General features: G+C 69.2%; 22 protein-coding genes and 1 pseudogene. 10 read left to right on the top strand and 13 right to left on the bottom strand.

Annotated elements, in window-relative coordinates; genetic code table 11:
* Positions 1 to 40: 40 nt before the first annotated feature.
* Entirely contained in the window at positions 41 to 1,528 is a 1,488-nt protein-coding gene (locus OCU_RS35580; protein WP_014379906.1) for a flavin-containing monooxygenase, read from the top strand.
* A 4-nt stretch (positions 1,529 to 1,532) separates the two neighbouring features.
* Here the strand turns inward: OCU_RS35580 and OCU_RS35585 are convergent, their stop codons facing one another.
* The 4 genes from OCU_RS35585 to OCU_RS35600 form a co-directional block, all read right to left on the bottom strand.
* Positions 1,533 to 1,937 (bottom strand): septum formation family protein, encoded by a 405-nt coding sequence (locus tag OCU_RS35585; RefSeq protein ID WP_225337581.1) that lies wholly within the window; start codon positions 1,935 to 1,937, stop codon positions 1,533 to 1,535.
* A 78-nt stretch (positions 1,938 to 2,015) separates the two neighbouring features.
* The gene (locus tag OCU_RS35590) at positions 2,016 to 2,558 is read right to left on the bottom strand and encodes an ester cyclase (RefSeq protein ID WP_014379908.1); all 543 of its coding nucleotides are present in this window, start codon (positions 2,556 to 2,558) and stop codon (positions 2,016 to 2,018) included.
* A gap of 40 nt (positions 2,559 to 2,598) precedes the next feature.
* Positions 2,599 to 3,906 (bottom strand): cytochrome P450, encoded by a 1,308-nt coding sequence (locus OCU_RS35595; protein WP_014379909.1) that lies wholly within the window; start codon positions 3,904 to 3,906, stop codon positions 2,599 to 2,601.
* A gap of 34 nt (positions 3,907 to 3,940) precedes the next feature.
* Entirely contained in the window at positions 3,941 to 4,288 is a 348-nt protein-coding gene (locus OCU_RS35600) for an MmpS family transport accessory protein (protein ID WP_026071561.1), read from the bottom strand.
* A 90-nt stretch (positions 4,289 to 4,378) separates the two neighbouring features.
* Between OCU_RS35600 and OCU_RS35605 the strand changes: the two genes are divergently transcribed.
* Together OCU_RS35605 and OCU_RS35610 are read left to right on the top strand one after the other, a co-directional pair.
* Positions 4,379 to 5,464 (top strand): NAD(P)H-dependent amine dehydrogenase family protein, encoded by a 1,086-nt coding sequence (locus tag OCU_RS35605; protein ID WP_041787047.1) that lies wholly within the window; start codon positions 4,379 to 4,381, stop codon positions 5,462 to 5,464.
* 109 nt (positions 5,465 to 5,573) lie between these two features.
* Positions 5,574 to 7,286, top strand: coding sequence for an Hsp70 family protein (locus OCU_RS35610; protein WP_014379911.1), 1,713 nt, complete (start codon positions 5,574 to 5,576; stop codon positions 7,284 to 7,286).
* Between the two features lie 36 nt (positions 7,287 to 7,322).
* Here OCU_RS35610 and OCU_RS35615 read toward each other — a convergent pair whose 3' ends face one another.
* The 4 genes from OCU_RS35615 to OCU_RS35630 form a co-directional block, all read right to left on the bottom strand.
* Positions 7,323 to 7,691 (bottom strand): hypothetical protein, encoded by a 369-nt coding sequence (locus tag OCU_RS35615; RefSeq protein WP_008255874.1) that lies wholly within the window; start codon positions 7,689 to 7,691, stop codon positions 7,323 to 7,325.
* Positions 7,692 to 7,765: 74 nt separating this feature from the next.
* Complete coding sequence (locus OCU_RS35620; RefSeq protein WP_008255876.1) at positions 7,766 to 8,860, bottom strand: class I SAM-dependent methyltransferase; 1,095 nt, start codon at positions 8,858 to 8,860, stop codon at positions 7,766 to 7,768.
* Between the two features lie 60 nt (positions 8,861 to 8,920).
* Positions 8,921 to 9,544 (bottom strand): MBL fold metallo-hydrolase, encoded by a 624-nt coding sequence (locus tag OCU_RS35625; protein WP_014379912.1) that lies wholly within the window; start codon positions 9,542 to 9,544, stop codon positions 8,921 to 8,923.
* Complete coding sequence (locus OCU_RS35630; protein ID WP_041787048.1) at positions 9,544 to 10,629, bottom strand: S-(hydroxymethyl)mycothiol dehydrogenase; 1,086 nt, start codon at positions 10,627 to 10,629, stop codon at positions 9,544 to 9,546. The genes OCU_RS35625 and OCU_RS35630 overlap by 1 nt, the downstream gene beginning before the upstream one ends.
* Before the next feature lie 78 nt (positions 10,630 to 10,707).
* Between OCU_RS35630 and OCU_RS35635 the strand changes: the two genes are divergently transcribed.
* The 3 genes from OCU_RS35635 (at position 10,708) to OCU_RS35645 (ending at position 13,249) form a co-directional block, all read left to right on the top strand.
* Positions 10,708 to 11,766, top strand: a complete 1,059-nt coding sequence (locus OCU_RS35635) for a class I SAM-dependent methyltransferase (RefSeq protein ID WP_008255885.1) — start codon at positions 10,708 to 10,710, stop codon at positions 11,764 to 11,766.
* Entirely contained in the window at positions 11,766 to 12,584 is an 819-nt protein-coding gene (locus tag OCU_RS35640; protein WP_014379914.1) for a serine hydrolase domain-containing protein, read from the top strand. Before OCU_RS35635 ends, OCU_RS35640 begins: the two co-directional genes overlap by 1 nt.
* A 152-nt stretch (positions 12,585 to 12,736) precedes the next feature.
* Positions 12,737 to 13,249 carry a DUF3145 domain-containing protein gene (locus OCU_RS35645; RefSeq protein ID WP_008255895.1) on the top strand — a complete coding sequence of 171 codons (513 nt, stop codon included), beginning with the start codon at positions 12,737 to 12,739 and terminating at the stop codon, positions 13,247 to 13,249.
* Between the two features lie 96 nt (positions 13,250 to 13,345).
* On the opposite strand, the gene OCU_RS35650 is transcribed toward OCU_RS35645, so the two are convergent.
* Complete coding sequence (locus OCU_RS35650; RefSeq protein WP_009957846.1) at positions 13,346 to 13,831, bottom strand: nitroreductase family deazaflavin-dependent oxidoreductase; 486 nt, start codon at positions 13,829 to 13,831, stop codon at positions 13,346 to 13,348.
* A 167-nt stretch (positions 13,832 to 13,998) separates the two neighbouring features.
* Here OCU_RS35650 and OCU_RS35655 point away from each other — a divergent pair, with 167 nt between their 5' ends.
* Positions 13,999 to 14,292, top strand: a complete 294-nt coding sequence (locus OCU_RS35655; RefSeq protein WP_009957848.1) for a hypothetical protein — start codon at positions 13,999 to 14,001, stop codon at positions 14,290 to 14,292.
* A 13-nt stretch (positions 14,293 to 14,305) separates the two neighbouring features.
* Here the strand turns inward: OCU_RS35655 and OCU_RS35660 are convergent, their stop codons facing one another.
* Both OCU_RS35660 and OCU_RS35665 read right to left on the bottom strand, forming a co-directional pair.
* A complete protein-coding gene (locus OCU_RS35660; protein ID WP_014379915.1) occupies positions 14,306 to 15,226 on the bottom strand; it encodes a diacylglycerol kinase in 921 nt (306 codons plus the stop codon).
* Positions 15,223 to 16,803, bottom strand: a complete 1,581-nt coding sequence (locus tag OCU_RS35665; protein ID WP_085981103.1) for an FAD-binding oxidoreductase — start codon at positions 16,801 to 16,803, stop codon at positions 15,223 to 15,225. Before OCU_RS35665 ends, OCU_RS35660 begins: the two co-directional genes overlap by 4 nt.
* A gap of 47 nt (positions 16,804 to 16,850) precedes the next feature.
* Here OCU_RS35665 and OCU_RS35670 point away from each other — a divergent pair, with 47 nt between their 5' ends.
* Positions 16,851 to 17,417, top strand: coding sequence for a TetR/AcrR family transcriptional regulator (locus OCU_RS35670; protein ID WP_009957851.1), 567 nt, complete (start codon positions 16,851 to 16,853; stop codon positions 17,415 to 17,417).
* A complete protein-coding gene (locus tag OCU_RS35675) occupies positions 17,414 to 18,955 on the top strand; it encodes a glycerol-3-phosphate dehydrogenase/oxidase (RefSeq protein ID WP_014379917.1) in 1,542 nt (513 codons plus the stop codon). The genes OCU_RS35670 and OCU_RS35675 overlap by 4 nt, the downstream gene beginning before the upstream one ends.
* Here the strand turns inward: OCU_RS35675 and OCU_RS35680 are convergent.
* Complete coding sequence (locus tag OCU_RS35680; RefSeq protein WP_014379918.1) at positions 18,952 to 19,383, bottom strand: nucleoside deaminase; 432 nt, start codon at positions 19,381 to 19,383, stop codon at positions 18,952 to 18,954. The two genes, OCU_RS35675 and OCU_RS35680, sit on opposite strands and share 4 nt — an antisense overlap.
* A gap of 100 nt (positions 19,384 to 19,483) precedes the next feature.
* Here OCU_RS35680 and OCU_RS35685 point away from each other — a divergent pair.
* Positions 19,484 to 19,891 (top strand): annotated as a pseudogene (locus OCU_RS35685) (FAD-dependent monooxygenase); the annotation flags it as partial.
* Positions 19,892 to 19,964: 73 nt separating this feature from the next.
* Here the strand turns inward: OCU_RS35685 and OCU_RS35690 are convergent.
* Positions 19,965 to 21,386, bottom strand: coding sequence for an acyl-CoA carboxylase subunit beta (locus tag OCU_RS35690; RefSeq protein ID WP_008255905.1), 1,422 nt, complete (start codon positions 21,384 to 21,386; stop codon positions 19,965 to 19,967).
* Between the last annotated feature and the right edge of the window lie 28 nt (positions 21,387 to 21,414).

The following is a 21,414-nucleotide window of genomic DNA, read 5'->3' on the forward strand; positions in this document are numbered from 1 at the left end:
GATTCGTTAAGTATGGAAACAGGTAGCACGGAGCAAGGCTGTGAAAACGGACCGTTTCGACGCGATCATCATAGGCGCAGGTTTCGGCGGCATCGGCGCCGCAATTCAGCTCAAGCGCCTCGGTTTTGAGAACTTCGTCATCCTCGACCGAGAGGATGACCTGGGTGGCACCTGGCATGTCAATCACTACCCGGGCATCGCCGTCGACATCCCCTCCACCACGTACTCGTACTGGTTCGAGCCCAATCCCGGGTGGTCACGGTTGTTTGCGCCGGGCGCCGAGGTCAAGGCCTATGCGGCCGACGTCGCCGACAAGTACGACGTGCGCCGCCACATGCGGTTCAACACCACCGTCGAAGGCGCCGAGTGGGACGAGGACGCCGCGGTCTGGCGGGTGACGCTGGCCGGCGGCGAAAACCTGACCACCCGCTTCCTGATCACCGCGACCGGCTTCCTGTCCCAGCCGCGCCTGCCGGACATCCCCGGCATCACCGGCTTCGAGGGCAAGATCGTCCACACCACGGCCTGGGACCACGACTACGACTACACGGGCCGCCGCATCGCGGTCATCGGGACCGGCGCCTCGGCGGTTCAGCTCATTCCCGAGCTTGCCAAGCAGGCCGGCGAGCTGACCGTCTACCAGCGCACCGCGACCCACATCATGCCCAAGCCCGACTTCGAGTTCCCGCAGGCGGTGCGACGCCTGTTCGCCCGGCTGCCGGCCTCGCAGCGCGCGCTGCGGTGGGTCACCGACATCATCCTGGAAATCATCATGGTCGTCGGGGCGCTGCACTATCGGGAATCGCGGGGGCGCGGCAACATCTCGGCCGCCGACCTGGCCAAGATCAACCGATTCCGGTGGATCCGGGACAAGGATCTGCGGGCCAAGTTCACCCCGGACTACGACTGCGGCTGCAAACGGCCCACCCTGTCCAACAGCTTTTATCCCGCGTTCGCCAAGCCGCACGTGCGCCTGGAGACCAACTCGATCGAGCGGATCGAGCCGGACGGCATCGTCACCACCGACGGGCGCAAGACCGTCATCGACACCCTGGTCCTGGCGACCGGTTTCGACCTGTGGGAGGCCAACTTCCCGGCCATCGAGGTGATCGGCCGCAAGGGCCGCAATCTCGGTAAGTGGTGGCGCGAGACCAGGTTCCAGGCCTACCAGGGCGTCTCCGTGCCGTACTTCCCGAACTATCTGGGCCTGGCGAGCCCGTTCGCCTTCTCCGGACTGTCCTTCTTCCACACCATCGAATACCAGATGCGGCACATGGACCGGCTGCTCGGCGAGGTCAAGCGCCGGGGCGCGACGACGTTCGAGGTGACCGAGGAAGCCAACGACCGGTTCATGGAGCGCATGACCAAACTGCTGGACAGTTCGGTGTTCTACAGCGGCGACTGCGCCACGTCGCGGTCGTACTACTTCAGCCCCAGCGGTGAGGCGTCGCTGCTGCGGCCCACGTCGACGCTCAATTCGGTGCGCGAAGCGCAGACCTTCCCGCTCAGCGACTACGTGATCGCCTAGCGCCTCAGCGGCGCGCGGATCCGGTCAACGGTTGCCCGTTGGCGGACTGCAGCAAGCAGATGACGGTGCTCGGGGTGGGGTTGGCGCCGGTGCGGTCCTGGTTCGAGTCGATCAGATAGGTGATCGAAAACCGGCCGGCGTCAACGGATTGCCCGGTGTAGGGGGCGAGTCCGGCGGCGCAGTCCTTGGTGGCGACGGCGGCGATGGCGGTGTCGACTGCCATCGGGGCACGCAGATACACCTCGGCCAAATGCGCTGTCGCGCAGTCGACGACGGTGACGTCGACGCGGCTGCCGTCGGCCGGCGGCAGGTCGGCCACGCACTCACCGGCCCGCAGGTCGATCCATTTCTCGGTGTGCGAGCCGGGCGGCAGCGGAGCGGCGATGGCGGCGGCGCAGGGGCCCAACATGGCCGCGACGACGAGGACGCCCACCGGGTGAAGGGGTGAAGTGCGCATCGCAGCCTCCGTTGCTCTTAGCGGTGGAGTTTAGGAGGTGTTGGTCAGCGCCGGGTCCGGTTTTGCCGACGACATCGATAGGAACCCGCGCACGCAGCGCGCGGCCAGCCACCAGTTCACCGGTTTCCTCATGTCCAGCCCGCCCAGGAGCTGTTTGACCATGGTCAGGCTGTCGAAGTAAATGCGTTCGCAGACAAGGGTTTCGGTGTCGTCGAAGACGAAGTAGGCGGTCATGCGGACACGGAATCGGCTGCCGGTCGGCGGGACCTTGCCCAGGTAGCCGCGGTGGGTGCCCATCAGCCAGAATTCGACGATCACCGCGTCGGCGCTGTGCCGCAGCGCGATGATTTCGTGATCCTGGTCGGGAAACGCCGTGCGGGTCTCGGCGTAGTAGCCGCGCACCGCCGCATCGCCGTCGTGCACGAGCATCTGGGGGATCAACTCGTAGCGCGGATGCGGGAACGTCGCCAAGACGTCGTCCCACGCCTGGCGGACCTCGTCATGAAAGTGGTCGAGCACGAGCTTCTGGCGCGCGGCCAGCACCTCGGGCGGCGGGAACGCGGGGATGGTCACGTGGTCAGCGTAAGCCCACGACCTCGCGATTAGAGGCGACCTACCGCGGGGGAGTCCAGGCGACCGGCAGGGTCTTGATGCCGTGAATGAACTGCGACAGCAGCCGCGCGGGCTCGTCCGTCGCGACGATGTCGGGGATCTCGCGGCGCAATTCGTCGAAGACCACCCGGATTTCGCGACGAGCCAGGTTGGCGCCCAGGCAGAAATGCGCGCCCCCGCCGCCGAAGCCGAAATGGGGATTGGGGGTGCGCGCGACGTCGAAAAGCCAGGGATTGTCGAACGTCGACTCGTCGCGATTGGCCGAGTTGTACCACAGCGTGACCTTGTCGCCGGCCTTCATCTTGGTGCCGGACAGCTTGAAGTCCCGGGTCAGCGTGCGGCGCATGTAGATCACCGGGGACGCCCAGCGCACGATCTCCTCGACGGCGGTGGGCGTCAGGCGGTCGAAGTTGGACCACCACTTGTCCCGCTCGGCGGGGTAGCGCGACAGCGCCAGCACGCCGTGGCTGATCGCATTGCGCGTCGTCTCGTTGCCGGCCACCACCAACAGGATGAAGAACGACGCGATCTCGGCCGACGTGAGCCGTTCCCCGTCGACCTCGGCCTCCACCAGGCTGGTGGTCAGGTCGTCGTGGTGATTCGAACGCCGGTCCTCGGCGAGCGCGCTGGCGTAGGCGCCGATGTCCATCGACACCTGAAGGAACTCCCCGAAGTCCGTGGCCAGGTCGGGGTCGCCGAACCCGAGAATCACGTTGGTCCAGTGGAAGATTCGCTGATGGTCCTCCTCCGGGATGCCCATCATGTCGCAGATGACCTGCAGCGGCAGCGGACCGGCGAGCTCGCCGACCAGCTCGGCCTCCCCGTCGGGATGGTTCGCGATCAGCGAGGCGACCAGCCGCCGGGCCCGCTCGCGGACCGACGCCTCGATGCGCGCCACCACTTTCGGGGTGAACGCGCGACTGACGATCGAGCGCAGCCGCTGGTGCCGCGGATCGTCGAGCACGATCATCGAGCCGAAGTACTCGCTGATCTCCGGGGTGTTGTCGTTGATCGTGATGTTGGGGCTGGAGCTGAAGATGTCCGGATGACGGCTCGCGAAATACACATCGTCATGCTTGGTCAGCGCCCAGTGCCCGTTGCCCGGCTCGAACCCCTCGTACTCGACCGCGGGCCAGAACGAGATCGGCGCCTCGCGGCGCAGGGTGGCGAAGGTGCCGTCGCGGACGTCGTCGTCGAGCGCCCAGAAGTCCAGCGACTCGAGGTGGATGTCGGCCAGCGGGATCTCGGGCGGCGGCGCCCCGTTCGTCTGCGCCGCCAGGCCCTTTTTGGGACCCGTCTTGAGGCTCACCTAGACCTCCTCGTGTCGTGCGGGGGCGGCACGGTCAGTGGGTGCAGACCGTTCGGGCGGGCGTGCCGACCGTGGCCGTCGCCGCGCTGACCACGTTGCCGTCGACCAAGATCTTGCAGGAGATGGGGCCGGGCCCCTGCGCGCTGATCGTGAACACCTCGCCACCGAACCCGGTGAACTCCGTCGACCACGGCAGCGGCGCATTCACCTGATGCAGCTGCCCGGTGTCGGTTTGGTAGTAGATGAATTCGGCGACCGCGGGCCCGTTGACCTCGTAGCGGATCTGCGGCATCTGGGGCAGCGCGTGGGCCACGCCGCCGGCATTCGCGAACCCTAAACCGACGGCCAACACGATCGCAGGTCCGGTGAGGTGCTTCGTCATGAATTGCATCGTGTCACCACGGGCGACGGTAGGGAAGCTTAATGTGAAGTTCCAAGCGGGGGCTGGTGAGTGGAAAGGTGGCGTAAAGGCATGGCGGGACACGGCTCAAAGCGCGTGGTGGTGTTCGGCACCGGCTTCGTCGGCAAGATGGTGATCCCCGAGATCGTCAAACACGCCTCGTTCGAGTTGGTGGGCGTCGGCGTCAGCAACCCGAACAAGGTCGGCCGCGACGTCGGCGAGATCTGCGGAATGGGCGAGAAGGTGGGCATTCTCGCGACCGACGACATCGACGCCCTGATCGCCCTGAAGCCCGATGCGCTGGTGCATTACGGCCCGACGGCCATGCACGCCAAAGAGAACATCGGGCTGATCACCCGGTTCCTGCGGGCCGGCATCGACGTGTGCTCGACGGCGATGACCCCGTGGGTGTGGCCGACGATGCACCTGAACCCGCCGAACTGGATCGAGCCGATCACCGAGGCCTGCGAACTGGGTGAGTCGTCCTGCTTCACCACCGGCATCGACCCCGGATTCGCCAACGACCTCTTCCCGATGACGTTGATGGGCCTGACGTCGGAGGTGCGGCGGGTGCGCGCGTCCGAACTGCTGGACTACACCAACTACGAGGGTGACTACGAATTCGAGATGGGCATCGGTCGCGAGCCCGAATTCACGCCGATGCTGCAGGACCGCGACATGCTGATCTTCGCGTGGGGCGCCACCGTCCCGATGATCGCCCACGCCGCCGGCATCATGCTCGACGAGATCACCACCACCTGGGACAAGTGGGTGACACCGACGGAGCGCAACTCGGCCCGCGGCGTCATCAAGCCCGGCCACGTCGCCGCCGTCCGGTTCACCATCAACGGCGTCTACCAGGGCGAGACCCGCATCCAGCTCGAACACGTCAACCGCATCGGACTCGACGCCGCCCCGGACTGGCCGCGGGGCCACGACAACGACGTCTACCGCGTGGACATCGAGGGGACCCCGAGCATCTTCCAGGAGACCGCGTTCCGGTTCACCGACGGCTCCGGCCGCGACGCCGCCGCGGCCGGCTGCCTGGCCACCGGGTTGCGGGCCCTCAACGCCGTGCCGGCGGTCAACGACCTGCGGCCGGGCTGGGTCACCCCGCTCGACCTGCCACTCATCGCCGGGGCCGGCAACATTCGCTGACCGGCGCACAGCCGTCACATAGCCGCCACCGACACGCGATACAGGATTTGGCGGCACAATAGCGGCTAGCCGGATGCGAATTGGTGCTGCGAACAACGGGGATGGAACTATGGCCAATGGAGCTGGGACCGCACTGGGCCTATCGATCGGTGTCACCAACCTGGCGGCCGCGACCTCCGATAACGCCATCACCCGCAAACCCGTCCTGACCCTGTATCCGGACCGGCCCGCCGAGATCGGCATCCCCGCCGAAAACCCCCGCCTGCAGGGGCCGGGCGTGGTGCTCACCGGCTTCGTGAACCGCGTCGGCGACCCGCGCGGCGTCGTGGCCCCCGACGGCTCGGTGCACCGCGGCGAGGTGTTGCTCGCCGACGGGTTGCGGGCGCTGGCCTACGCCGCGACCGGCGGACGCCCGCTGCCCGACGACGTCGCGGTCACCTACCCGGCCCATTGGGAGTCGCCGGCGGTGGAGGCCCTGGGCGCCGCCCTGGGCGAAATCCCCGAATGGTCGGGGCGCGCGCGCCCGATCCTGTTGATTCCCGACGCGGCCGCGACGCTGCTCGCCGTGCGGACCAACCCGGGCATACCGGCGCGCGGGACCGTCGCGGTGTGCGATTTCGGCGGCAGCGGCACCAGCATCACGTTGATGGACGCCGACGGTGACTACCGGGCGGTGGCGCCGACCGTGCGGCACCGCGACTTCTCCGGCGACCTGATCGACCAGGCGCTGCTGGGCGTCGTGGTGGCCAACATGCCGACCACCGGCGCGTTCCCGACGGGCACGGCGGCGATCGGCTCGCTGAGCCGGCTGCGCACCGGGTGCCGGATCGCCAAGGAACAGCTGTCCTCGAGCGCCGCGACGACGCTGACCAATGGGCTGACCGGGGCGCAAGGTGAAATCCGGCTCGCCCGACACGAACTCGACGACGCGATCCGACCGGCGCTGACCGGCTTCCTCGCGCGGCTGGATGAAACGTTGGCGCGCAACGGAATCCGCGACCTCGTCGCGGTGGTGTCGTCGGGGGGCGGGGCGAACCTCCCGGCCATCACGACCACGCTGGCGCGGCATCTCCGTGTCCCGGTCGCCACCACGCCGCGGCCCCAACTCACCGCGGCGGTCGGCGCCGCGCTGCGGGTGGCGCGCGGCGCCGGCGATGCGACGTCCGCGGCGCCCGCCGTGCCCGCCGCCCCCGCGACCGCGACGGCTCGGGCGGCGAGGCCCGACCGCACCGCGACAACCCAACTGCCGCCCGCGGGCCCAACGCCGATGCCGATCCGGGCCTGGTCGGCCACGGCCCACCAGTCGCGCGTCATGCCGGCCGGTGACGCGGAGGCACCGACCACCCGGATCGCCGCCCCGGCCGCGCGGCGCAAGGGGCTGTTCGCCCGGTGGCGCCTGCTGCCGGCGGCCGCCGTCCTGGTCACCGCCGCGGCGGTGCTGCTGGTGGGGGCCGCGCTGGCGGTCGGGCTGAACCCGCCGGACAAATCGGCGACGACACCCGCCCCGGCGGTGACAAGCACGCCGCCGGCGCCCGCGAGCGCGACCGCGCAACCCGGGCCCGTGGACGTCCCGGTGCCGTCGACCTCCGACACCAACCCGCCGGCCGAGACCGAGACGCCGATGACCACGACGCCGCGGGCGACTCCCCAGGCGGCCCCGCCCCCGCGCCCGGCAGCTCCGCGCCGCGTGGCCGTCCCGCCCATTCCACCGATTCCCGGGCTCAACGAGCCCATCCCCGGGCTCGACCGGGTCAACCAGATCCTTCAGGAGATCCAGGGCGGCCTGGGCGTCAACGCACTCGGGCCGTTACCCGCCCGCTGAACGACCCTTACCCGCCACCGGGGGCCGGTACACGAATTACCTTTCGGTGATACGTTTTTCGCCTTTGTTCTCCGCGGTGGCGGCTTCCCTCAGCACCTCGTTGAGGGCCTTGTCCTTCTCGATCTGGTCCTGCAGATCCTTCTGCTCGCGGCCGTCGTCGTCCTTGGCCTGGGAGTCCGTGCCCTCGGCGACTTCATGCTTCGGGTTACCGTCCTCGTCCAACCATTCGTTGACGGCGGTGCCGGACACGCTCCCGCCGGTGCCGGGCAGCACGATCGTGGGCTTGTCCTTGTAGGCCTCCATCATCTTGGCGGCCTCTTCTTTGTCGTCCTCGTCCGGCTCCGGCTTCTCGGTCAGTCGTTGCTCGTCGTCCTGACCGGACGATTTGTCGTCCTGCACGCTCATGCATCTACCCCCTTGCATCGCAGATTCGACGATGGCGGGGGATTACCCGTTGCGCGGCTGTGCCGAAACTCTCCTCAGCGCGCCCCGTCGCCCTTGACCAGCACAACCAGGGCCTGCGGGATCCGCATCGGCTCGGGTGCGCTGGACAGCCGCTCGGCGACCGCGGCCTGCAGCTGCTCGACGAACTGCCCGGCCCGTGGGTCGTGGATGCCGCCGTCGAGCGCGCGCACCAGGGCGGGGAACAGCGCGGACCGCGCGAAGGCGGCCCACTGGGCGCCGAAGGCGTGGGCGTCGTGGTCGGACTGGAAGCGGGCCCAGAATCGATCCTCGGCGTTGAAGATCTCGAGGTGCTCGATCATCAGCCCTTCGAACCGCCCCTTGGGCGCGAACGGCGCGCGAAAATCCTTCTCGGTGCGGGCAAAGGTGGGAATTGTCATGCGCCGCAGCTCATCTGGGCTCAGCAGGCCGTCGCGTCGCTGCTCGTCCAGCGCGCCGACGATCGCGTCGAGCAGCGGCGCGAAGCCCGCCGTCTCGTCCTCGTCGGCCGCCAGCGTCAGCGCCACCAGCCGGCCCTCGGGCGCCAATTCGCGCCCGCGGAACGCCACGAAGTTGTGCCAGTCCAGGGCGGCCTGGTCGGAATAGGCGGATCGCACCGCGTCGTCGGCGGTGCACGAGACGTGCACGTGATCGGGCACCTCGCAGGGCGTTCGGCTCAGCCACTGCGTCGCCCAGGACGTCCAGCCCAGGTTGACGGTCTTGGACGGGACGATCTGGTTGTAGAAGGACCGGCCGATCGCCGAGGTGAACGTGGCCCCGTCGAGGTGCAGGTAGCTTTCGGGGTCGTCGGCCACCGTGCCGAACAGCGCCGTGAAGTCGTTGCGCGGTACGTCGGTGTGCGCCACCAGGATTGCGTGGTCGTGGCTGGTGCGCCGGCGCAACACCGCGATGGCCGCCGACAGCGGCCGCAGCGAATTGTGGCCGTTGGCGGCGCCGTAGTCGGCGAGGACCATCGGCTGTGGAGACCGGGGCAGCGCAACCTGTTCGGCGGCCCGCTCGAACACCGCGATCGCCTTCGCCAACCCGGCCGCCCGCAGCCGCGACGCCTCGCTGAAGGTCGGCTCGGGGCGGACCACAATGCTCGATTCGGGCATCGGCGGTTCAGGCTGCATAGGGCAACGATAGTGGTTGGGCTGGTGGTCAGTTCGGCGTGGCGAGCGGGCCGGGCGATGTCAGTGGCCGCGCGCCACCCATTCCTCGTAGTGCACGATCTCGTCACCGATGGTGGTGCTGTCGCCGTGGCCGGTGTGCACCACGGTATCGCCGGGCAGGGTGCCCAGCCGCCCGGAGATCGACTGCAGGATGGTCGGGAAATCCGAATAGGAACGCCCCGTGGCGCCCGGCCCGCCGGAGAACAGGGTGTCCCCGCTGAACACCACACCGAGCTCGGGGGCGAACCAGCACACCGAGCCGGGGGAGTGCCCCGGCGTGTGCAGAGCCAGCAGCTCGGTGCCGGCGATGTCGATCGTGTCGCCGTCGGCGATCGTGCGGAAGTCCTTGTCCGGGTGGGTCATTCGCCACAACACGTCGTCGCCGGGGTGCAGCAGGACCGGCGCGTCCAGGGCCGCGCCGAGTTCGGGGGCCACCGTGACGTGGTCGTTGTGCCCGTGGGTGCAGACCACCGCGACGACGTTGCGCTGACCGACCGCGGCCAGGATGGGCTCGGCGGCGTGCGCGGCGTCGAACACCACGACGTCGGAGTCGTCGCCGACGATCCAGATGTTGTTGTCGACTTCCCAACTGCCGCCGTCGAGTTCGAACGTTCCGTGGGTGACCAGGCGTTCGATCGCCGCCATCAGAGCACCACCACCGAGCGCAGCACTTCGCCGCGGTGCATCTTGTGGAACGCCTCCTCGATGTCGCCGAGCCCGATGCGTTCGGAGACGAACTGCTCGAGCGGGAGCCGGCCCTGCAGGTACAGGTCGATCAGCGTGGGGAAGTCGCGTTCGGGCAGGCAGTCGCCGTACCACGACGACTTCAGCGAGCCGCCGTGGCTGAAGAAGTCCACCAAGGGCATTTCCAGCGTCATGTCGGGGGTCGGAACACCCACCAGCACAACGGTTCCGGCGAGATCGCGCGCGTAGAAGGCCTGCTTGTAGGTTTCGGGGCGGCCCACCGCGTCGATCACCACGTTCGCGCCGAACCCGTCGGTGAGGTCGGCGATGGTGGTGACCACATCGAGTTCGCGGGCGTTGACGGTGTGCGTGGCGCCGAACTTGCGGGCCCAGTCCAGCTTGGTGTTGTCGGTGTCCACGGCGATGATGCGCCGCGCGCCCACCAGCGCCGCCCCGGCGATCGCGGCATCGCCCACCCCGCCGCAGCCGATCACCGCGACGGTGTCGTCCCGGGTGACGGCGCCGGTGTTGATCGCCGCGCCCAGTCCGGCCATCACGCCGCAGCCCAGCAGACCCGCGACCGCGGGGTCGGCCTCGGGATTGACCTTGGTGCACTGGCCGGCGGCCACCAGCGTCTTGTCGGCGAACGCCCCGATGCCCAGCGCGGGCGTCAGCTCGGTGCCGTCGGTCAGCGTCATCTTCTGGGTGGCGTTGAAGGTGTCGAAGCACAGGTGCGGTCGCCCGCGCTTGCAGGCCCGGCACTGCCCGCACACCGCGCGCCAATTCAGGATCACGAAGTCGCCCGGCGCCACGGCGGTCACGTCCGGCCCGACGGCCTCGACCCGGCCGGCGGCCTCGTGGCCGAGCAAAAACGGGTACTCGTCGTTGATGCCGCCCTCGCGGTAGGTCAGGTCGGTGTGGCACACCCCGCAGGCGATCACGTCGACGAGAGCCTCACCCGGCCCGGGGTCCGGGACGACGATGTCGACCAACTCGACGGGCTCGCCCTTCTCGCGTGAAATCACGCCGCGCACTGTCTGACTCATGGGCTCCAACCTACTGATCGCCGCCATACATCTCGCGGCGGGCCGTCCGCCCATCGGGCCGGTGTAGCGTCGCAGGGCGTGACGGCCAGGGAGACCACCGAAGAATTCACCGAACGCATCGCCGCGACCCTCGACGGTGCCAGCCTCACAATCCTGTTGAGCATCGGGCACCAGACCGGCCTGCTCGACACCATGGCCGGCCTGCCGCCGTCGACCAGCGCGCAGATCGCCGACGCCGCCGGGCTCGACGAGCGCTACGTCCGCGAGTGGCTGGGCGGCATGACCACCGGGCGCGTGGTGGAGTACGACGCCGACACCGCCACCTACTCGCTGCCCGCGCACCGCGCCGGCGTGCTGACCCGCGCCGCCGGGCCCCAAAACCTCGCCGTGGTGGCCCAATTCCTGCCGCTGCTCGGCGAGGTCGAGCAGAAGATCATCGGCTGCTTCCGCGCGGGCGGCGGCCTGCCCTACAGCGAATTCCCGCGCTTCCACCAGCTGATGGCCGAGGAGAGCGGCGCGATGTACGACGCCTCGCTCGTCGACGTCGTGCTGCCGTTGGTGGACGGCCTCGTCGAGCGGCTGCGCGCCGGCGCCGACGTGGCCGACTTCGGCTGCGGCAGCGGCCACGCCGTCAACGTGATGGCACAGGCGTTTCCGGCGAGCCGCTTCACCGGGATCGACTTCTCCGAGCAGGCCATCGCCACCGGCATCCGCGAGGCCGCCGACCGTGGCCTGACGAATGCCACGTTCGAAAGCCACGATCTGTCCGAGTTGGACAAGCCCGAAGCCTACGACGTCATCACCGTGTTCGACGCCATTCACGATCAGGCCCGGCCGGCGCGGGTGCTCGAGAACATCTACCGGGCGCTGCGGCCCGGGGGCGTCCTGCTGATGGCCGACATCAAGGCGTCGAGCCGGCTGGAGGAGAACGTCGGCGTGCCGATGAGCACCTACCTGTACACGACGTCGCTGATGCACTGCATGACGGTGTCGCTCGCGCTCGACGGCGCCGGGCTGGGCACCGCGTGGGGAACGCAGCTGGCCGTCGCGATGCTCGGCGACGCCGGGTTCGACGATGTGCGGGTCGCCGGGATCGAGGCGGACCCGATCAACAACTACTACATCGCCCGAAAGTGATGGCGCCCCTCGATGTGCTGGCCGACTGGCCGGTCGGGGCCGCGGCCGCCGCCGTCGTCGGGCCGGGCGGCGTGCTGGCCGGCCACGGCGACCCCGGGCGGGTGTTCGAGCTGGCCTCGGTGACCAAGCCGCTGGCGGCCCGGGCCGTGCACGTCGCCCTCGAGGAGGGCGCCGTCGACCTCGACACGCCCGCCGGGCCGCCCGGTTCCACCGTCCGCCACCTGCTGGCGCACACCTCGGGCCTGTCGATGCACTCCGAGAAGGTGCTGGCCGCGCCCGGCGCCCGCCGCATTTACTCCAACCAGGGCTTCACCGTGCTGGGCCAGACCGTCGAACGCGAGACCGGCATCGACTTCGCCCGCTACCTGGCCGAGGCGGTGTGCGAGCCGCTGGGCATGGCGGCGACCCGCCTCGAGGCGGGCGCGGTGGCCGCCGGGTTCGGCGCGACGTCGACCGTGGCGGACCTGGCCGCGTTCGCCGGGGACCTGCTGCGCCCGGTGACGGTCTCGGCAGGCCTGCACGCCGAGGCCACGACCGTGCAGTTCCCCGGCCTGGACGGCGTGCTGCCCGGATATGGGGTGCAGCGGCCCAATGACTGGGGGCTCGGATTCGAGCTTCGGGACGCGAAATCGCCGCACTGGACCGGCGCGCGGAACTCGGCGCGAACGTACGGCCATTTCGGCCAGGCGGGCGGGTTTATCTGGGCAGATCCGGAAATCGAGCTCGCGCTGGTGGTGCTGACCGACCGCGAATTCGGGGAGTGGGCGCTGCGGCCGTGGCCGGAGATTTCCGACGCGGTGATAGCCGAGTACAGCTAATTCGGACTGCACACTAGCGCAACACGGGTATCACAAGGCACAATAGACACGCACGACACACAAATAATCGAAGATTTCGCGCAAGCTGCCCTGCTTGCCGGGTCCACAGGTCGTTGGGGAAGACGTCCCTGGTGGAACCGAAGGAGCAGGAAATGCGAGCGTCGAATCAATTCGCCGACGTGACGACTGGCGTGGTGTACGTGCACGCTTCGCCGGCGGCGGTGTGCCCGCATGTCGAGTGGGCGTTGTCGTCGACCCTGGGCGCCAAGGCGAACCTGAACTGGACGCCCCAGCCGGCGATGCCCGGTCAACTGCGCGCGGTCACCAACTGGGTCGGTCCCGTCGGCACCGGCGCCAAGTTGGCCAACGCGCTGCGCTCCTGGTCCGTGCTGCGGTTCGAGGTCACCGAGGACCCCAGCCCCGGAGTCGACGGCCATCGGTTCAGCCACACCCCGCAACTCGGCCTGTGGAGCGGGGCGATGAGCGCCAACGGCGACGTCATGGTCGGGGAGATGCGGCTGCGGGCGATGATGGCCCAGGGCGCCGACACCCTGGCCGCCGAACTGGATTCCGTGCTGGGAACGGCCTGGGACGAGGCGCTCGAGGCGTATCGCGACGGCGGCGACGGCGGCGAGGTGAGCTGGCTGAGCCGGGGGGTCGGTTAGTTTTCCCGGCGGTGGGACGCAAGAGCCTTCGCGCCGAGTGAACGGCGCTGACCGGTCTAGCGAAAAGGCCGGGCCGACTACGGAACCCGCGGACGGCTAGGTCGGTTCGCAGATCACCACCGGAATCACCCGGTCGGTCCAGGATTGGTATCTGGCCCACCGCGGGTTGTGCGCGGTGAGTCGCGGCCACAGTTGTGTGCGTTCCGTCTCGTCGGCGACGCGGGCACGCATGCTGCGAGTCTGCGCTCGGATCTGGACGCGCACATCGGGGTTGGCGCGGAGGTTCAGAAACCACATTGGGTGTGTGGGCAGACCGCCCTGTGACGCCACCAGGACCAGTCGCGCGTCGTCGGCCATGAATATCAGTGGAGTGGTGCGGGATAACCCGCTCTTGCGGCCGGTCGTGGTCAACAGGCACAGTGCGAGTCCCAACTCGTGGCCGGCAAGGCGGCCGTCGGTGGCGCGATAAATAGCCACGTTCGCCTTGGAAACCCATTTCAGGAGTCGCGGAGCCAGAACCGAAATGAGGACGGGGGGCCGCTTGGCGTCGACCCTGCGGGTGTTAGCCGGCCAACGCCACATTGTTTCTGTTCCTTGTTCGGGTCGCGCGCTCGGCAGGTCTTCTTTTAAAGGATTATAATCGTTAAAATAGACTTTGTGCAGGTGCACACATCGGGACGGCAACGCTACGGGTCAGTCAGCCATGGCGGAAAACAGGCGACGAGCCATCCGGGAAGTAAGAAGCGGCCATGAAAGATATCGAAACCCCCGTAATCGAAGCGCTCGGTGATCACGATTACCTCGTGCGTGTCGGCCAGGACGAGGAACGTGTGACCATCCGGGTGCGGGCTACGCCCGAGGTCGTCGCGCGCATTGCCGGACCCGAGGCCGACGAAGCGCGCGTCATCGCCGCGACCATGGCCTATCTGACGGTGCGTCAGCGCCCCGACGATCTACCACCGCAACTGGACCTCGACGACGTCATCGCCGCTTACGACGATTACCTCGATGACGTCCGTAACGAAATCGGCAACCTGCGGTGAACGGTGCGCATGGCTACCGGGCCGGGCGCAAAATCTGCAGAGCGCCTGGCACCACGGAGATCTCGGCCGGCAACGCGCACGCGAAGTCGCCGTCGGCGTAGACGTTGATGCCGGGGCACTCGACGTGGATCGATCGGGCGCGCGCGGTGCTCACCTCGTCGAGGTCGACGTGCGTGCCCTTCATCACGGTGGGGAACAGGCGGACCAGCTTGGTGCGGGATGCCGAGTGCACCATGGTGATGTCGAGCAGGCCGTCGGTGTAATCGGCGGCGGGACAGATCCGCATGCCGCCGCCGTAGCTGCGGGTGTTGCCGAAGGCGGCCAGCGTGATGTCGGCGTCGATCTCCGTGGTGCCGTCGAGCACCAAGCGAAAGGGTAAGAGCCGCAACTGCGACAGCTCGGCGAGCATCGCGAGGTAGTAGCGCAGCCGACCGTGCGGCCAGCGCATCCGGTTGGCGCGATCGGTGACCAGCGAATCGAAGCCCGTGGCCGCCACGGTGCCGAACCACTTGCTCACCCCTTCGCTGTCCGTAATCCGGCCCAGGTCAATGGTTTCGGTCCAGCCGTCGACGACGAGGTCCGCGGCCGCCTCGGGGTCCTGGGTGGGGATGCCGAATGCGCGGGCATGGTCGTTGCCGGTTCCCGCGGGAACGATGCCGACGGGAATGTCGGTGCCCGCCAACACCTGCAGCGCGTTGGAGACGACGCCGTCGCCGCCGGTCACCATGACCGCGTCGGCGCCCTTGTCCAGCGCCGCGCCGACCAGGTGCCGCGCGTCGTCGGCGTCGTCGCCGATGATCTCGACGACCTCCACCCCCCGCTTGTGCAGCCTGGCGATCGCGACCTGCGCGGCGCGCACGGCGGTGCCGTGCCCCGAGATCGGGTTGGTCAGCGCGATCACCTTGCCGACCTCGCGCCGGCGCAGCGGAGTCACGGAATCAGCTTGCCGGGATTGAGGATTCCGGCCGGATCCAGGGTCGCCTTGACCGCGCGCAACACCTGCACTCCCAACTCGCCGATCTCGTCGCGCATCCACGGCCGGTGATCGGCGCCGACCGCGTGGTGGTGGGTGATGGTCCCGCCGGTGGCCATGATCGCATCCGACGCCGCCCTTTTCGCGGTCTTCCATTGTTCGATCGGGTTGCCGCGCTGGCCCGCGACGACGGTGAAGTACAACGAGGCGCCGCATGCGTAGACGTGCGAAATGTGACACATCACCAGCGCCGGGGTGCCGGTTTCGGCGAGGGAGTCGGTGAGTGCCTGGGTGACAGCGGTTTTCAGCGCGGTGATGTTCGACCAGTCGGTGGCGGTCTCCAGCGTCTCGCACAGCGCACCGGCCGCGAGCAGCGAGTCGCGCAGGTAGGGCGCGCCGAACCGGCCACGCTCCCACGCCCGCGCGGGCCCCTCGCCCAGCGAGGTGCCGCCGCGGGCCGCGAGCAGCGCGCTGGTTTCCGCGTGCCGGCTCTCGACGTGCTCCTCGGTGCCCTCGAACATGGTGATGGCCAGGCATCCGCCGGTGATCTGGGATTCGCCGATCGCCTCGGTGGTGGCCAGGTTGACCCCCGTCTCGGCCTCGTCGGAAAGCCGAACGACGGTGGGGCCGGTGGCATTTTGGGTGACGGCCCGCAGGGCAGCGGCGCCGGTCTCGAAATCGGGGAACGACCAGGCCTCGTAGCGCACGGCCGCCGGGGCACGGTGGACCCGCAGCCGCACCCGGGTGATGACGCCCAGGGTTCCTTCCGAGCCGATCAGCAGCTGACGCAGATCGGGGCCCGCGGCCGATTCCGGTGCGCGGCCCAGGTCCAGGGTGCCCACCGGGGTGATCACCCGCAGCCCGCGGACCATGTCGTTGAACCGGCCGTAGCCCGCCGAGTCCTGCCCGGACGAGCGGGTCGCGGCGAAGCCGCCGATGGTGGCGTACTCGAAGCTCTGCGGGAAATGGCCGAGCGAAAAGCCGTGTGCGCCAAGGAGTCTTTCGGCGCCGGGCCCGGTGACGCCCGCCTCCAAGACGGCCTGGCCGGACACCTCGTCGAGCGAGATCAGCCGATCGAGGCGACGGAGGTCGAGCGAGACGACGGCGCCGAACTGGGCGCGTTGCGGGTCCAGCCCGCCGACCACGCTGGTGCCCCCGCCGAAGGGCACGACGGCGATGCGGTGCTCGCTGCAGTGGCGCAGGATCGCGGCGACGGCGTCCTCGTCGGCCGGCAGCAAGACGGCGTCGGGCGCGTCCTGCGGCCCGCGTTGTTTGCGGTTGAGCAGGTCGACGGTGGACTTGCCGCCCGCGTGCAGCAACCGGTCGGAGTCCGCCGTGCGGCAGTAGTCGGCGCCGACGATGGCGGCCAGCGCCTCCCGATCGGTCGGCGACAACGCCGACGGCCGCAGCTCCACCTGGTCGGGTTGCAGTTCGGCCGCGGGGGACCCCTCGACCCCCACGGCCTGCTGCAGCAACGACCGGATCCCTTCCGAGAGGGGCTTGGCCGCGGCGGGATCTCCCCACGCGTTCCATTTCATGGGCGGCAGGAGCCCCTCGGGATGCGTCATGCGTTACAGTATTACATATGTTGTCAATCCGTAACGAGCTGGATGTCGGGGAGCGGATCCTCGCGGCGGCCGCCAGTTGTGTGGTCGACTTCGGCGTGGACCGGGTGACCCTCGCCGAGATTGCCCGACGCGCGGGAGTCAGCAGGCCGACGGTCTACCGGCGCTGGCCGGACACCCACTCGGTCGTCGCGGCGCTCTTGACCCGGCACGTCACCGAGGTGATGAGCGACGCGCCGCTGCTCGGCGACGACCGGGAATCGCTTGTGCGACAGATCGTTACAGTGGCCGACCTGCTGCGCCAGGACCCGCTGGTGATGTCGGTCCTGCACTCGGAGCTCGCGACCACCTACATCACCGAGCGCCTCGGGACCAGCCAGCGCATGTTGATCGACGCCCTGGCCGCCCGCCTGCGAGTCGCCCAGCGCCACGGCAGCGTCCGCAGCGGCGACCCGGTCCAGATGGCCACCATGGTGTTGCTGATCGCGCAGTCGACCATCCAGTCGGCGCGCATCGTCGCACCGATGCTCGACGCCGACGCGCTGGCCGCCGAGCTGGCCCACTCGCTGAACGGATACCTGTCGTGATTCCTGACCCCACCGCCTTGAACGCCGCGCGGCGCGCCGCCGACCTGACCGCGCTCGCCGAGGGCGAGCCGCTGGACGTCGTGGTGATCGGCGGCGGCATCACCGGCGCAGGGATCGCGCTGGACGCCGCGGCGCGCGGGCTGCGCGTCGCGCTGGTGGAAAAGCACGACCTGGCGTTCGGCACCAGCCGCTGGAGTTCCAAACTCGTCCACGGCGGCCTGCGCTACCTGGCGACCGGCAACGTGGGCATCGCCCGCCGCAGCGCCATCGAGCGCGGAATCTTGATAACCCGCAACGCGCCCCACCTCGTTCGGGCGATGCCGCAGCTGGTGCCGCTGTTGCCGTCGATGAGCCCGGGCAAGCGGGCGCTGGTGCGGGGTGGGTTCCTGGCCGGTGACCTTTTGCGGGCGCTGGCGGGCACGCCGGCCTCGACTTTGCCTCGGTCGCGCCGGATTTCGGCGCGCCGCGTCGTGGAAATGGCTCCCACCGTGCGGCGCGACGGCCTCGACGGTGGGTTGTTGGCCTACGACGGGCAATTGATCGACGACGCCCGGCTGGTCACCGCCGTCGCGCGCACCGCGGCGCAGCACGGCGCCCGGATCCTCACCCATGTGTCGGCGTCACGGGCCACCGGCACCTCGGTGCGGTTGACCGATGCGCGCACGGGCGAGTCCTTCGACGTCTCGGCTCGCGCCGTCGTCAACGCGGCCGGGGTGTGGGCGGGCGAGATCGACGGCTCGTTGAAGTTGCGACCCAGCCGCGGGACGCACCTGGTGTTCGACGCCGCCATGTTCGGCAATCCGACTGCGGCGCTGACGATTCCGATTCCGGGCGAGCTCAACCGCTTCGTCTTCGCCATGCCCGAGCAGCTGGGCCGGGTCTACCTGGGCCTGACCGACGAGGCGGCGCCCGGCCCGATCCCGGATGTGCCCGAGCCATCGGTCGACGAGATCACGTTCCTGCTCGACACGGTGAACACCGCGTTGGGGACGGGCCTCACCGCCACCGACGTGATCGGTGCCTACGCCGGGCTGCGGCCGCTGATCGACACCGGCGAGGGCCGCACCGCCGACGTCTCCCGCGAGCACGCCGTCGTCGAGTCGGCGTCCGGGGTGATCAGCGTGATCGGCGGCAAGCTGACCGAATACCGTTACATGGCAGAAGACGTGCTGGATCGCGCCGTCCGGGCGCGGCGACTGCGCGCCGCGAAATGCCAGACCCGCAACTTGCCGCTGATCGGGGCGCCGGCCAACCCGGGGATCATCGCGGCGCCGGACGCCGGGCTGCCCGAGTCGCTGGTGTCGCGCTACGGCGCCGAGGCTGCCAAGGTCGTCGCCGGCGCCGCCTGCGAGCGGCCGAGCGAGCCAGCCGTCGAGGGAATCGACGTGACCCGAGCCGAATTCGAGTACGCGATCACCCACGAGGGCGCGCTGGACGTCTCCGACCTGCTCGACCGGCGGACGAGGATCGGCCTGGTGTCGCGCGATCGGGAGCGGGCCGTCGCGGTGGCCGAGGAGTTTCTGGCGCGGTTCGGTTAGGGCGCCCGCCCGATGTCCTCGTGCCACAGCTCGGGGTGCTCGGCGACGAAGGCGGACATCATTTGTGTGCAGCGCGGGTCATCGACCACGGTGACCGTCACGCCGTGCTGCGCCAGCCATTCGTGCCCGCCGGTGAACGTGCGGGATTCGCCCACCACCAGCGCGCCGATGTTGAACTGGCGCACCAGGCCGCTGCAATACCAGCACGGCGACAGCGTCGTCACCATCACCGTGGAGCGGTAGTCGCGCTGTCTGCCGGCGGCGCGAAACGCGTCGACCTCGGCGTGCAACGACGGATCACCTTGTTGCACACGGCGATTGCGGCCGCGCCCGAGCAGGACGCCGTCGGCGGTGAACAGGGCGGCGCCGATGGGGATGCCGCCCTCGGCCAGCCCGGACCGCGCTTCCTCGAACGCGACGTCCAGCATTGCCGGTGCTGAGAGGCTCACGCGTTCATCCTCCACTACGCTGCAGCGCAGGGATAGGCGATCTCGATACATGGGATCCGTCGCATCGGAAGGGGGCGAGATGGCGTCGCGGGTTCCCGTGCTCATCGTCGGTGCCGGCGCGGCCGGGCTCGCCACCTCCGCGCTGCTGGCCAAGTATGGGGTCCGGTCGATGCTGATCGAGAAGCGTCGCGAAGTCTTCATCTATCCGAAAGCCCGCAACCTGAGCTTTCGCAGCCTGGAGATTCTGCGCGGTCTGGGGTTGAGCGATCAGGTGCACGCGGTCGCCGATGGGGTTTCCGGCATGGTGGTCAAGCCGACGCTGAACAGCGTGGACCAAGCGCCCGCCATGGACATCGACGCCATCTTCGCGCCGTTCGTGGGACTCAGCCCGGAACCTCCCGCGCAGTATTGTCCGCAGAGCAAGCTGGAGCCGATGCTGCTGGCCGACACCCGCCGGCGAGGAAGCGAGGTCCGCTACGGAACGGAGCCGCGGGCGTAACGTGGCGGCGACTTCTGTCGCGATTTTCGCCGTGGCGTTACGTCCGCGGTAAGTAGGTGACTTACAGCGGGATGTTCTTGTGGCGGCCGCGGCGCGCGGGCGCCTGCGCCAGCGCCTCGGTGAGCTTGCTGCGGGTGTGCGACGGGTCGATCTTCTCGTCGACCACGCCGATCTCGATGGCGCTGTCCACGCCGCCCGCGATCCGCTCGTGCTCGGCGGCCAGCTCGTCGTGCAGCGCCTCGCGCTCGTGCTCGGGCGCGGCGGCCAGCTTCTTCTTGTGCAGAATGCCCACGGCGGCCTTGGCGCCCATCACCGCGACCTCGGCGTCCGGCCAGGCGTACACCTTGGTCGCGTTGAGCGAGCGGGAGTTCATCGCAATGTAGGCCCCGCCGTAGGTCTTTCGGGTGACCAGCGTGACGCGCGGAACCGTGCACTCGCCGAACGCGTGCAGCAGCTTGGCGCCGCGGCGCACCACGCCGCCCCACTCCTGGTCGACACCGGGCAGATAACCCGGCACGTCGACGACCACCACCAGCGGAATGCCGAACGCGTCACACAGACGCACGAAACGCGCTGCCTTCTCGGCGCTTTCGGAGTTCAGGCAGCCGCCGAGGCGCAGTGGGTTGTTGGCCAGCACGCCGACCGTGCGGCCCGACAGCCGGCCCAGCCCGATCACCATCGACGGCGCCCAGTTGGCCTGGAACTCGTCGAACGGCGTCTCGTCGTCGAGGATCGCGGTCACGATCGGGCGCACGTCGTAGGCCCGCCGCGCCGACTCGGGCAGCAGCGCGTGGATGTCGGTGTCGCCGGCCTCGGCCTTGGTGCGGTCGAAATGGCCCTGCTGGCAGAACAATCCGACCAGCCGGCGGCCGCGCTCGTAGGCGTCGAGCTCGTCGTCGGCGACGATGTGGCACACCCCGGACTTCTTGTGGTGGGTCTCGGGGCCACCGAGCGAGGCCATGTCGACGTCCTCGCCGGTGACGCTGCGCACCACGTCCGGGCCCGTGACGAACACCCGGCTCTCCGGCGCCATCACGACGACGTCGGTCAGCGCCGGCCCGTAGGCGGCGCCGCCGGCCGCGAAGCCGACGACCACCGAGATCTGCGGGACATAGCCCGAGGCGCGGATCATCGCCTCGAACACCAGGCCCACCGCGTGCAGCGCCTTCACACCCTCGGCCAGCCGGGCGCCACCGGAGTGCCAGATGCCCACGATCGGGCTCTGCTCCTCGATGGCGGTGTCGTAGGCGTCGACGATGTGCGTGCAGCCCTCGATGCCCATGGCGCCGCCCATCACGGTGCCGTCGGTGCAGAACGCGATGGTGCGCACACCGTTCACGGTCCCGGCGGCCGCAAGCACGCCGGAGCGGTCACGCTCGTGCAGGAGTTCGACGCTGTCGTCGTCGAAGAAATTGCTCAAGCGCAACAGCGGGTCGCGGGGGTCGAGCGACTCGCCGACCGCCTCGGGGGCCGTGATAGTCATCGCAGTCTCCTGATATTCCGGTGTTGCT

The organism is Mycobacterium intracellulare ATCC 13950 (assembly GCF_000277125.1).
GTDB classification, from domain to species: Bacteria; Actinomycetota; Actinomycetes; order Mycobacteriales; family Mycobacteriaceae; genus Mycobacterium; species Mycobacterium intracellulare.